General features: G+C 38.9%; 12 protein-coding genes and 1 pseudogene. 8 read left to right on the plus strand and 5 right to left on the minus strand.

Translation table 11 applies throughout. The features are described from left to right. Positions 1-109: 109 nt before the first annotated feature. From KFZ58_RS05165 to KFZ58_RS05195, 7 genes and pseudogenes are all read left to right on the plus strand, one after another. Complete coding sequence (locus KFZ58_RS05165) at positions 110-1,423, plus strand: Na+/H+ antiporter family protein (protein WP_235793761.1); 1,314 nt, start codon at positions 110-112, stop codon at positions 1,421-1,423. Positions 1,424-1,477: 54 nt separating this feature from the next. Beyond that, entirely contained in the window at positions 1,478-2,278 is an 801-nt protein-coding gene (gene pdaA / locus KFZ58_RS05170; protein WP_235793762.1) for a delta-lactam-biosynthetic de-N-acetylase, read from the plus strand. 117 nt (positions 2,279-2,395) lie between these two features. After that, the gene (gene mbcS, locus KFZ58_RS05175; RefSeq protein WP_235793763.1) at positions 2,396-3,973 is read left to right on the plus strand and encodes an acyl-CoA synthetase MbcS; all 1,578 of its coding nucleotides are present in this window, start codon (positions 2,396-2,398) and stop codon (positions 3,971-3,973) included. A gap of 635 nt (positions 3,974-4,608) precedes the next feature. Further along, a complete protein-coding gene (locus KFZ58_RS05180; protein WP_235793764.1) occupies positions 4,609-6,747 on the plus strand; it encodes an ATP-dependent Clp protease ATP-binding subunit in 2,139 nt (712 codons plus the stop codon). Between the two features lie 136 nt (positions 6,748-6,883). Continuing rightward, complete coding sequence (locus KFZ58_RS05185) at positions 6,884-7,759, plus strand: ComEC/Rec2 family competence protein (protein ID WP_235793765.1); 876 nt, start codon at positions 6,884-6,886, stop codon at positions 7,757-7,759. 73 nt (positions 7,760-7,832) lie between these two features. After that, positions 7,833-8,682 (plus strand): annotated as a pseudogene (locus KFZ58_RS05190) (SPFH domain-containing protein). Between the two features lie 12 nt (positions 8,683-8,694). Then, complete coding sequence (locus KFZ58_RS05195) at positions 8,695-8,892, plus strand: type II toxin-antitoxin system antitoxin (protein ID WP_235793766.1); 198 nt, start codon at positions 8,695-8,697, stop codon at positions 8,890-8,892. A gap of 104 nt (positions 8,893-8,996) precedes the next feature. On the opposite strand, the gene KFZ58_RS05200 is transcribed toward KFZ58_RS05195, so the two are convergent. From KFZ58_RS05200 to KFZ58_RS05215, 4 genes are all read right to left on the minus strand, one after another. Beyond that, positions 8,997-9,773, minus strand: coding sequence for an ABC transporter permease (locus KFZ58_RS05200; protein WP_235793767.1), 777 nt, complete (start codon positions 9,771-9,773; stop codon positions 8,997-8,999). After that, a complete protein-coding gene (locus tag KFZ58_RS05205; RefSeq protein ID WP_235793768.1) occupies positions 9,773-10,681 on the minus strand; it encodes an ABC transporter ATP-binding protein in 909 nt (302 codons plus the stop codon). The genes KFZ58_RS05200 and KFZ58_RS05205 overlap by 1 nt, the downstream gene beginning before the upstream one ends. Next, the gene (locus tag KFZ58_RS05210) at positions 10,681-10,884 is read right to left on the minus strand and encodes a PLD nuclease N-terminal domain-containing protein (RefSeq protein WP_235793769.1); all 204 of its coding nucleotides are present in this window, start codon (positions 10,882-10,884) and stop codon (positions 10,681-10,683) included. Before KFZ58_RS05210 ends, KFZ58_RS05205 begins: the two co-directional genes overlap by 1 nt. Before the next feature lie 97 nt (positions 10,885-10,981). Further along, a complete protein-coding gene (locus KFZ58_RS05215) occupies positions 10,982-11,398 on the minus strand; it encodes a helix-turn-helix domain-containing protein (protein ID WP_235793770.1) in 417 nt (138 codons plus the stop codon). A 135-nt stretch (positions 11,399-11,533) separates the two neighbouring features. Between KFZ58_RS05215 and KFZ58_RS05220 the strand changes: the two genes are divergently transcribed. Next, positions 11,534-11,836, plus strand: coding sequence for a hypothetical protein (locus KFZ58_RS05220; RefSeq protein ID WP_235793771.1), 303 nt, complete (start codon positions 11,534-11,536; stop codon positions 11,834-11,836). Positions 11,837-12,033: 197 nt separating this feature from the next. Here KFZ58_RS05220 and KFZ58_RS05225 read toward each other — a convergent pair whose 3' ends face one another. Continuing rightward, the gene (locus tag KFZ58_RS05225; RefSeq protein ID WP_235793772.1) at positions 12,034-12,921 is read right to left on the minus strand and encodes a TIGR01777 family oxidoreductase; all 888 of its coding nucleotides are present in this window, start codon (positions 12,919-12,921) and stop codon (positions 12,034-12,036) included. Positions 12,922-13,018: the final 97 nt, after the last annotated feature.

The raw sequence follows: 13,018 nt of genomic DNA on the forward strand, positions 1-13,018 counted from the left end.
ATTTTAATCAAAGGGTTGATTTTTATACTTTAATACTTTATCATAGTGAAGTAATAAAGTTAAACATAATTAAACCATAAAGATATAGAAAGCGAAAGGGGAAGCAAGTATGGAGTGGGTTGTCGTTGTCTCAGTATTAGTCATGATAATTCTTAGTTTACTGCGGGTAAATGTCATTATAGCAATTATAGCGGCCTCTATCACTGCTGGTTTAATGGCAGGACTTGGAGTTGTCGAATCGATTGAAATGATGGTAGCTGGAATGGGGGGGCAGGCGAATACAGCGTTAAGTTATATCTTGCTAGGTGCTTTTGCAGTAGCAATTAGCTACACGGGAATAACTACTATTCTCGTAAACTTTCTTATTCGTGTATTAACAGGTAAGAAAACGATGCTTATGCTGGCAATTGCCGGTGTGGCGTCATTATCACAAAATGCAGTTCCTGTGCATATTGCATTCGTACCAATTTTAATCCCGCCATTATTAAAACTTTTTGATCAAATGCGTGTGGATCGACGCGGCGTTGCAACTGCACTGACATTTGGCCTGAAAGCACCATATGTCATGATTCCGGCTGGTTTTGGATTGCTTTTTCACAACACCATTGTGGACGGTATGGAACAAAACGGAGCAGCACCAATAACCGTTGGAGAAACGGCTTTGGCAATGCTTATTCCTGGTTTGGGTATGGTTTTTGGTCTACTAATCGCTATATTTATAACGTATCGCAAGGACCGTGATGCTATAGAGGGAGCAGGTGGAGCTGGAAGTACGCTAATAGAACCTGAGGTAGAAAAAGTTACATTTAATATAAAACATTTCCTAACACTTGTTGCTATAGTAGCTGCATTGATTGTACAAATTATTACTGATAATCTAATTGCTGGTGCCTTGACTGGGCTGGTATTAATGTTTGCCTTCATTGTAGTACCATTTAAAAACGGTGAAAAGATAGTTACAGAAGGTATCAGCATGATGGGTATGATTGCGTTTGTTATGCTGGTTGCTGCCGGATTTGGAAATGTTTTAACGGAAACTGGAGCGGTGGCTGCGTTAGTTGAAGCCTCCTCGGGCTTTTTAGGTGATAATAAAGCAGTGATTGCATTTATATTATTGTTTGTTGGCCTGCTTATAACAATGGGAATAGGCTCATCTTTTGGTACGATACCGATTATCGCTGCATTGTATGTACCGATTTGTATGGCAGCAGGATTTTCACCACTGGCAACCGCAACATTAGTTGGTACTGCCGGTGCGTTAGGCGACGCAGGTTCACCGGCTTCAGATAGTACACTGGGGACTACAGCAGGTTTGAACGCAGATGGTAAGCATCATCATATTTGGGACACAGTTGTTCCGACATTCATCCACTTTAATATTCCGTTATTTATATTTGGATGGATCGCTGCACTCATTTTATAAGTGAATAATGAAGCACGAAATAGGAAAAGGTAAGGAAAAAGAAGGTGGGTTGTTATGCGGAAATGTACGCTTATGACAATAGTCATCGTTTTTCTTACCTTTTTTATTGGCAGTCTGCAGCTGGAGACTAAGGCGTCCAATGGGTATGGATGGGGATTTAAAAAAAACACAAATCATGAAGTCCCTGATATTGGAGCATATCAGGATATCTTAAATAAATATGGTGCTTATTATGCAGACAATTCCGGGGAGAAGAATATTTACTTAACATTTGATAATGGCTATGAAGAAGGTTATACGGATGAAGTATTAGATGTATTGCAAAAAGAAGATGTACCAGCAACTTTCTTTGTGACAGGACATTATGTGGAGAGTCAACCGGATCTTATCGAACGGATGGTGGATGAAGGACACATTGTTGGAAATCATTCCTATCATCATCCGGATTTCACAGTAATATCCAAAGAATCCATGAGAAAAGAACTTGAGGACCTTGAAGAGGCGGTTGCAGAGGTATCTGATCAAAAAGAGTTAAAATATCTCAGGCCTCCAAAGGGAGTTTTTAGTGAGGAAACGTTAGATTGGGCAAATGAACTCGGTTATATTCATGTCTTTTGGTCATTGGCTTTCGTTGATTGGGAGACGAGCAATCAAAAAGGATGGGAATATGCCTTTGATCAAATTATGGAGCAAATTCATCCCGGAGCGGTGATGCTCCTCCATACCGTTTCAGCAGATAACGCAGAAGCATTGGAGCATTTAATTACAGAACTTAAAGCTCAAGGGTATACCTTCAGGAGCTTGGATGATTTTGTGCTAAAAGATAAACTTCCTGAAGGGATTTATGGGTACTAATAATGCACGAGGCAGAGATTATCTGTCTCGTGTTTTCATTTACAGTGTGCAATATTTATTTAAAATTTTCCTAACCTTTGCTATACTAAACAGTACATTAGCATTGGGGGTTATACAATGGAAAAGCAAGAATTAATTGCTCCAAAGGATTATAATATTGTGATGGAAATGGAGCAATACGCGACAGACCCGATGAAAAAAGCCTTAATATGGCAGAATGACAACGGTGATTCGAAGGAAATTACCTATGCTGATCTGATGAAAAATGTAAATCGTATTGGAAATGCTTTTTTGGAAAAAGGATTAAAAAAAGGCGACAAGATTCTTATTATGATTCCACGCCTCATTGAGGCTTATGAAGTTTATCTGGCAGCACTGAAAACAGGGATCATTATTATTCCAAGCTCTGAGATGTTAAAAACGCGTGATCTACAATATCGTGTCAGTCATGGGGAGGTACGCGGTGTTGTAAGTTATTATCCTTTTGTTGACCAATACAAGGGTATACAAGAATATGATCAATTAACCAAATTTGTTGTTGGAGGACATGCAGATGGCTGGCACCTGCTGGATGAGCTGAAGGAAAATGCTTCCGAGCAGTTAGAAATAGCTGCTACAACTCGTGATGATATCGCTTTTTTGCCGTATACTTCGGGCACGACAGGCAATCCAAAGGGAGTCGTACATACCCATGGCTGGGGTTTTGCGCATTTGAAAACAGCATCGGAAAATTGGTTAGTTATCAATGAAGGGGATAAAGTTTGGGCGACAGCGGGTCCCGGCTGGCAAAAATGGGTTTGGAGTCCATTTCTATCGGTGCTTGGATCAGGTGCGACAGGTTTTGTCTATAACGGAAAATTCGACCCAAACACCTATTTGCAATTGCTTCAGGATAACGAAATAAATGTATTATGCTGTACGCCGACAGAGTATCGTATTATGGCAAAGGTCGATAATTTAGACGACTATCAATTCCCTGCGCTTCATAGTGCAGTGTCTGCTGGTGAGCCATTGAACGTTGAAGTCATTGATATTTTTCGAAAATATTTTGATATAACGGTTCGCGATGGCTATGGCCAAACGGAAAACACATTGCTATTAGGTTTCCTGAAAGGTATGGAGGTACGACCAGGTTCCATGGGCAAACCAACACCAGGTAACGATGTGGAAGTAATTAATGAAGACGGGCGTCCTGCAGCCGTTAATGAAGTCGGCGACATCGCTGTTAAACTGGATTCTCCAGCATTGTTCAGAGAGTATTATAAGGACATGGAACGAACGAAAATGTCATTGAGAGGCGATTACTATATCACAGGAGATCAGGCCTCAAAAGATGAAGATGGATACTTCTGGTTTGAAGGGCGCAGGGATGACATCATCATCAGTTCCGGCTACACGATTGGCCCGTTTGAAGTGGAGGATGCTTTGGTCAAACACCCCTATGTTCAGGAATGCGCAGTTGTTGCAAGCCCAGACGAAATCCGCGGAAATCTGGTAAAAGCCTTTATTGTATTGAAGGAAAATGTGGATAAAAATAATACGGGCTTGGTCAAAGAATTACAGGATCATGTTAAGGATTCAACCGCGCCATATAAATACCCGAGACTGATTGAATTCATTGAGGAGCTACCGAAGACCACATCAGGGAAGATTCGGAGAGTTGAACTGAGGGAAAAAGAAAAGCAGGTTTTGTAAATTAATCAATATAACTTAAATAGAAACCTAATCTTATTCAGATTAGGTTTCTTTGACTTTTTCAAGTGTGGGCTATCGCCGAATAAACGTACACCAATGCGGGACGAGAACCCCATATCGCGGAACAAACTCATCCGCGCGCGGGACTACAGCCTCTCTTCGCGGAACAATTCCGACCGTGCGCGGGACAACAGTCCCCCATCGCGGAATGAGAGAAACTCTGAAGAGCCATCAACCTATACACCTAGCTCTCTCCGGTTCACATAATGATACGTCGCAAAAACGAAACCAACAGAATATTAGTAAGGTCATCTGCCTTAAAAATAATTCAGGATTTTTATTATTTTAGTTCCTGAAGCACAAGAAAGTTTAACGCAGGAAACGACTCACACGCTCATCTTTCTCAAAAAAATCCCTAAACCACTTGAAAGTCAAAGAAGGTCAGAGTATAATAATAATCAAAGGTCAAAGTTAGTCAGACCTTGAATGACCTATAGTTTAATGAATCTAAAACATGAAACAAACCACTTGAAAGTCAAAGAAGGTCAAGTTATAATGTATTCATAAGGTCAAAGATAGTCAAAGTCAAATTTGATATTAATAATTGATTATAAACCTTTAAGGAGGAATGGAAAATGCAATGTCAACAATGTGGAGCAAATCCAGCTACCATTAATGTCGCAATGCAAATCAATAATGAAAAAGTAAACATGCATGTATGTAATGAATGTTTCCGTGAAATTCAAAGCGAATTGATGAATTCAAATAACTTTTTCTCAGATTCATCGTTTAATGGAAATGCTAATGATGCATTTTCTAATAACTTTGCACAAGGAAATGGTCCAAATAAAATGGGAACAAAAACAAGACAAAAACAAGAAAATAATGGTTTACTTGACCAACTAGCAAAAAATGTAACAGACGATGCGAAAAGAGGTCAGATTGATCCAATCATAGGTCGAGATAATGAAGTGAAACAGGTTGTTGAGACACTGAATAGAAGAAATAAAAATAACCCTGTCCTTATTGGGGAACCTGGTGTTGGGAAAACAGCCATTGCTGAAGGACTTGCACTAAATATTACAGAAGGAAATGTTTCATCCAAATTAATGAATAAACAAGTGTATCTATTGGATGTAGCATCATTAGTAGCAAACACTAGCATGCGCGGTCAATTTGAAGAACGTATGAAACAATTAATTCAGGAATTACAATCCCGTGAGGATGTTATCCTATTCGTGGATGAAATTCATTTACTTGTCGGTGCCGGAACTGCAGAAAGCTCCCAAATGGATGCGGGAAATATTCTAAAACCGGCGTTAGCTCGTGGTGACTTGCAGTTAATTGGTGCAACAACATTAAAAGAGTACCGCCAAATTGAAAAAGACGCAGCACTGGAACGTCGCTTGCAGCCAATTATGGTAAAAGAATCATCACCTGATGAAGCGGTGCAAATTCTAAATGGTATAAAAGATCGGTATGAGAAATTCCATGAAGTCCGTTATTCTGATGAAGCTATTCAAGCTTTCGTAACACTATCCGGTCGCTATATACAGGATCGATTTCTACCGGATAAAGCGATTGATTTAATGGACCAGGTTGGATCTCGTTTGAATCTAAAAAACGCAGAGAAAGATTCGAATTCCCTAAATAACCGTCTTAACGAAATCATTGCAGAGAAAGAGCAAGCAGCTGAGAAAGAAGACTATGAACGTGCAGCACACTTACGCTATCAAGAAATTCAACTGCAAAAGCAATTGGACAAAGCAAAAGATGAAGAGACTGTCATTGATGTAGATGTTTCTGACATTCAATTGATCGTCGAAGAAAAAACAGGTATTCCTGTTACAAAATTACAAGCAGATGAACAGGAAAAAATGAAAGATCTTGGTAAAAACCTTGAAGCAAAAGTAATCGGACAAAGCCAGGCAGTTGAAAAAGTTGCCAAAGCAATTCGCCGCAGCCGTGCAGGCCTCAAATCAAAATACCGTCCAATCGGTTCATTCCTATTTGTAGGGCCAACCGGTGTTGGTAAAACAGAACTAACAAAAGCACTTGCTGAAGAGCTATTTGGATCCCGTGAATCGATGACTCGTCTTGATATGAGTGAATATATGGAAAAACACGCGGTTTCCAAAATTATAGGGTCACCTCCCGGCTATGTTGGCCATGAAGAAGCTGGACAGTTAACCGAGCGTGTACGTCATAATCCGTATTCAATTATTCTGCTTGATGAAATCGAAAAAGCGCATCCGGACGTACAAAACATGTTCCTGCAAATTATGGAAGATGGGCATCTAACTGATTCCCAAGGTCGCCAAGTGAGCTTTAAGGAAACAGTTATCATCATGACAAGTAACGCAGGAACCGGTGAAAAACAGGTCAATGTAGGCTTTAACAGAGATGCACATGAAGCTGTATCTACACTAGAAAATTTAAGTAACTATTTTAAACCTGAATTCTTGAACCGTTTCGATGCGATCATCAATTTCAATGAACTATCTGAAGATAACTTAATGGTAATTGTGGATCTAATGCTTGATGAATTGCAAAAAACAATTGAGGAAAATGATATTTCAATTACCATCACAGATGAAGCAAAACAAGAATTAGTACGACTAGGCTATGATAGGCGCTTTGGTGCAAGACCTTTACGCAGAGTTATTCAAGATAAAATTGAAGATCAGCTAACAGACTTCATTTTAGAAGAAGAATCTGTAGAAAATGTTAAAATCGATGTTGAAGATGAGGAAATTGTAGTTAAAAATGCATAAGAACCATGATCATAGGAAACCCGTTGCCTTTGTGCAGCGGGTTTTTGTATTATCACAGAAATTTTCAACCCACCAATAAATATTAATCAAGATCCGTGTAAAAACTAACAGCATCATTTTATAAAGGATGTTTTCCATGCGCAGCAGTAAGTTTTTACTCGGTTTTATAATGCTCATTTCCATTCTTACCATGCAACCGGCACTAATTCATAGTGAATCGCAACAGGATATGCAAGTTCATTTCATTGATGTCGGCCAGGGCGACAGTATGCTCATTCAAACACCCACAGGTAAAACAATCCTTATTGATGGTGGACCGCCCGATTCCGGAAAAAAGGTTGTATCCTACCTGGAAGATAAGCAAATTGATGAAATTGATCTTCTCATTGCTACACATCCTGATATTGACCATATTGGCGGTCTCCCTTATGTGATGGAACATATCGAAATTGATCAAATACTCGATTCAGGAAAACTGCATTCCACGAAAACTTATGCCAAATATGTAAACCAGATTCGAAAACAAGATATCCCAATAAAAATAGCGGAGAAAAATGAACTCATAAAGGTTGATCCGTTGTTAAAAATTCGCGTTTTAAACAGTTACGAGAAGACGAAGAACAATAATCAATCATCCATCGTATTAAAAATAACGTATGACGCGATTGACTTCTTGCTGATGAGTGATGTGGAGAAAGAACAGGAAAAAGAACTAATGGAGAACAAAAAGCTTCAAGCTGAAATTATTAAAGTTGCCCACCATGGATCAAATACAAGTAGTTCATTGGAGTTTCTGCAGGAAGTAAATCCACAAATTGCAATCCTTACGTACAGTGTGGAAAATGATTATGGCCATCCAGTCGATCGGGTTATAGAAAATTTACATCGAATTAACTCGACTATTTATTCAACAGCAACGTTTGGAGACATTGTGCTTCGAACAGATGGGGATAGCTATCTTGTGATACCGGATGACAACCCACTTCGTAATTTGGAGAAAACAGCAAGTTAATACTGTACAATATGAAATCAAAGTGATGTCATAATAATATGAAAATCACTTTAATTGGGGAAGGTGTGTTGACATGATTCAAGAGAGGAATGCTTGGATGATGAATGGGTTTTTAGGAATTTTATTGATTGCATTTCTTTTAGTTGGGACGGTGTTTAGTTTTGTTGAACAACAATTTGTATTGGGCGGGATTTGCTTAGTTTTGGCCATCACTCTAGGTAGCGGGATTACGCTTGTTCAGCCAAATCAATCAGTTGTTGTTATTTTTCTTGGAAAGTACATGGGAACGATCCGCCGGGAAGGAATTGTAGTCACAGTTCCATTGTCAGTAAGACGAACGATTTCGCTTCGTGTGCGAAATTTTAACAGTAGTCGTCTAGAAGGTAAACGATATCAACGGGAATCCAATTGAGATCGCTGCGGTTGTTGTATATAAGGTGGTTGACGCAGCTAAGGCTGTTTTTGATGTGGATAAATACGAGCAATTCGTTGGGATTCAAAGTGAAACAGCAATCCGCGCTGTTGCTACAAAATACCCGTATGATACATTTGAGCATGTGGAACTCACCCTCCGCGGGAATGCACAAGAGATTTCAAATGAATTAACTTCTGAGTTACAAGAACGCCTAACAGTGGCAGGTGTCGAAATTATTGAGGCACGGTTAACCCATCTTGCCTACTCGACAGAAATTGCTCAAGCAATGCTTCAACGTCAACAAGCCAGTGCGATTATCGCAGCAAGAAAAGAAATCGTTGAAGGTGCAGTCGGCATGGTTCAGGATGCAATTTCGCGAATGGAAAAAGATGGGTTAGTCGAGTTGGATGACGAACGCCGGGCTTCCATGACAAATAATTTACTTGTCTCTATCGTCGCTGACAGTGGAGCACAGCCCGTCGTGAACACTGGATCATTATATCAGTAAAAGAGGGTTTTTATGGCGAAGAAAAAGAATTTTCCATTGCGAATTGACCCGAAACTATATAACGCCTTGCAAGCCTGGGCAAAGGATGAATTTCGCAGCGTTAACAGCCATGTGGAATTTTTACTAAAGGAATCAGTAAAAAAAGCAGGAAGACTGCCAAAAAATGAAGATAAGAAAATAGAAGAAGATGAAGGTTCTGCAGATAAATAGTGCAGAGCCTTTTTTTCAGAAACATTGACAAAATTATATAGTAATTGCAAAGATGAGATAAAAAAGCTGATGCCTCATCAAGCATAGAGGAGGCTCCATCCTTTTTAATTTGCCAACTCTTTATTCTTAAACGCAAAAATAGAAGCAACTAACAGGATAATTGTAATGGCTATTGTTACAAACCCAGTCGCAACCAAGTCTGATGAAAGACTCCCAGTAATCAGCATTTCATGAATATGACTTGATAAATTGTTTGGGCTCCATGTAAGTATATGTCCAAATACTTGTGTAATGATACTCATCACTATGATCGTAATGATGGTCAGGGAAGCTACTAGACCGGGCGTTTTACATAATGTATTATAAAATACTGAAAGTGTCACAACAAGCGTAAGCCATAGTCCGTAGAAAAAGACAATTTGCAGGAGTTCCACGAAGGACAATTCACCGAATAAAATATTGGTGTAATACCAGCTTGCCAGCATTCCTAAAAATAATGATCCCCATACAAGCAGAAGCAGCGCTGCCCATTTTGCGGTAACATAATTGCGATAAGAAACCGGTTTTACTAATATAAGCTCAGAGACTCCGCTTTTGCGCTCACCCGCTATTATTCCCATTGACATGAGGACAATAACCAAAACACCCAAACTGCTTATCTGTCCCAGGCTCATCATCACAACGTCAGCTGGGGCAAATTCAGGCAAGTCAATAGAAGCGCCATCAGGCATTCCGCCAACTGATTCAATAATCTGCGGCAAATAATAATTGGATATTGGATCGATAATTGCAAGTAAAATAATGACTAGAGGAACCCATATCCATTTCATATTTCGCCAATTCTCCAGCATTTCTTTTTTTAAAATCGTTGACCATTGCATTAGTTATTCACCACTTTCATGAACATGTCTTCAAGGGAGGCACGGTTTAGTGTAAAACTTGTTAACGGCCAATTCCTGTGCGATGCCGCTCTGAGGATTTCCTGTCTTGCTTTCATAATATCATTGCTGGTAATATGTAATATATTTCGGTCGATATAACTGTTCGTAATAGCTGAAAGCTGATCAATCTGGGCCTTGTATTTTTCAATATCATCCTGAAATTCGAGCTCGATTTTAGCTGTTTGGTATTTTTGGCGTAATTCATTCATGGGACCTGATTCAACAATTTGCCCTTGATGCAAAAGCAGTAGTTCATCACTAACCTTGTCAGCATCACTTAATATATGGGTAGAAAAGAGAATACTCATTTCTTCCTTTAATTTCTCCATCATGGTCAGAACTTCGCGTCGCCCGATAGGGTCTAATGACGAAACAGGTTCATCTAGTATCAATAGTTCCGGTTTGTGAATGAGCGCCTGCGCGATACCAAGACGTTGTTTCATGCCACCGGAATAGTTGCCGATTCGTTTATCTTTTGAATCGGAAATTCCTACTTTGTCAAGCAACTCTTTTGCACGATTATTGGCTTCTGTTTTTGTTAAAAAAGCAAGCTGGGCAGAGTAGACTAAAAATTCTTTGCCGGTCATCCATGAATAAAAGACAGGGTGTTGCGGTAAATAGCCTATATATTTACGGATGTCATCATCTGTCTTCATACTGGCAAATTGAACAGAACCAGCAGTTGGTTTTAAAAGACCAGCTAATGTTCGTAATATTGTTGTTTTCCCAGCACCATTGGGGCCGATTAGTGCTATACATTTCCGGGGATCGAAAGCAAAGCTTACATTATTTACTGCTGGTTTACTGTCATATTTTTTTGAGAGGTTACTAACTTTCAATAAAGTCATTAATCCTTACTCCTTCCAAAAATAAAATATAAAACAGGGCCTATAATATTTAGAAAAACAATAATAATGAACCACATCCATTTAGGCCCATTAGTATTATCTGCCCTCGCCCAATCAATTAGGGCAACAATTAGCAATATCCCTTGAATAACGAGAAGCGGAGCAATAACCGCCCAATTAATTTCATTCAAAATTTCTTGCATATAGCACACTCCAATCCAGATCGATAATCTTTATACGAATGAAGGGCTAAAAAGGTTTTGTATAAATAGAAAAAAATCGAGAATGCACTCGATTTTTTCATATCTTTTCATATTGATCTATTATTCCTGCAAATATAGTATGTAATGATAATTGCTTTCTGATGGGTAGATTTTTCAGGCGATAAATTTGGTCTTTGAAATTCGGGTGTGTCATTATGTATTCGATGAGATCGACTACTTCTTCATCAAATGGCTTTGATTTTGAACTGTAGATTTGCTTGAAATCCTTCAAGAGGTCATCTCGGTAGGAATGATTTCCTACGAGCTGATCCAGCGTTATACGAAAGACATTACTTAATTTCATTAATGATGAAATGTCTGGAGTAGTGGAATAGTTTTCCCATTTGGCAATGACCGAGCGGGACACCATCAGTTTTTCGGCAAGTTCCATTTGTGTCCATTCCTGCCGATCCCGGAAGAATCTTATATTATGCGCAATTTGTTCCAAACTCATCCTTATCACACTCTAACATCTAGATTTACATTTAATCCTACCATGATTTCATGAACTAAAAGGGTGAATGTTTGTTCTTATATGTAACATATAGTAGAATGTTCCTATTAAGAACAAATGTGTGGAGGGATTTTAATGGTCAGCTGTCTAATTTTGTATCATTCTACAATCACAAGCTTGACAAAATGCAAAATACTCCGAGCTATGTTTCACGAAGAAGAATTTGAAATAAATGTTATTGGAGAGAACACAGTCATCATATTTCTATGGAATTTAGATAAAGAGAAGGTTTGGCAAGCAGTTGTTAATTTTGAAACAACCAATATGAAAATTGGTTATGGTTTTGGGGATCGGAAAAATGATGCGATAAAAGAAGCAGAAGCAGTTTTAGAGGAATGGATTTTTACGGAGAAGGCTGGAGAAAGTCTATCCACATAGTTATGAACAGGCAAATTGCGATGATAAAGCAAATGCATTGGATTATCCACGATATACACAACGTGCTAGGAACTTATTAACAACTACATGTGAATAACGTCCTACCTTTATAAAGACTTTGATTGGAGTTATTAACGCCCTGTTGATATATGTGGATAATCTAAAACACGGTTTGTTTTTCCTTATGGCAGTGGGGTTTAGGGCTTGATCTCCTTTAGTGCTTCTTTTAAATATGGATAAGAAAATTGGAATCCTTGATCAAGCGCTCTTTTTGGTAAAACATATTGCCCCTTCGCGATTAATAGGCTCATCTCGCCTATTCCCAGACGAACTAGTGGGGCAGGAATTGGAAGCCAATACGAGCGCTTTAGCACATTGGCCAGTATTTTTGTAAAGTCTTTATTTCGTTTCGGATTTGGCGTGGCAACATTAATAGGACCTATCATATCCTTGTTAAATAAGCAATATTGAAGCAATTTCACAACATCCTCTATGTGAACCCATGTTAACCATTGCTCCCCATTTCCTATTTTTCCACCGACGAACATTTTCACTGGAAGGCTCATGTACTTGAGTGCGCCTTCTTCTCCTAAAATAACGCCAAACCTCGTATAAACCGTTCGAATACCCATTTCTTCTGCTTGTTTTGCTACGTTTTCCCATTCAGTAGTAACCTTGGCTAAAAAGTCACCCCCTGGCTTAGAGGTTTCTTCTGTGAAAATTAGATCCTCAGATGTACCATAGAAACCGACAGCTGATCCACTAATGAAGACTTCAGGCTTTTGATCTAGTTTTTTCATGATGTCGATGACTTTCTGTGTTATATCTATTCTACTGTTTAAGATCGATTCTTTTTTCTTTTCGGACCAATAGCCGAAAAGCGATTCACCAGCAAGGTTAATAACAGCATGAATCACAGGTAGTTGTTCGACTGGATAATCATAGCTTATGAAAGTTGATTTCGCGCTATCCGTGTATTTTTCAGGAGATCTTGTGAGTATGTAGGTATGGTGGCCTTTCTCATGTAATGCTTTGGTCAGATTTTCACCGACAAACCCAGTCCCGCCAGTTATTAATATATTCAATGGATAACCCTCCCTTATAAATTAGTATATGCAGTTCTAACGATTTTTAAGGTGATGTCCGTACAAATTTTTCATGTTATTATTAGGAAAAGGGGTG

The organism is Virgibacillus sp. NKC19-16 (assembly GCF_021560035.1).
Taxonomy (GTDB): Bacteria; Bacillota; Bacilli; order Bacillales; family Amphibacillaceae; genus Virgibacillus_L; species Virgibacillus_L salidurans.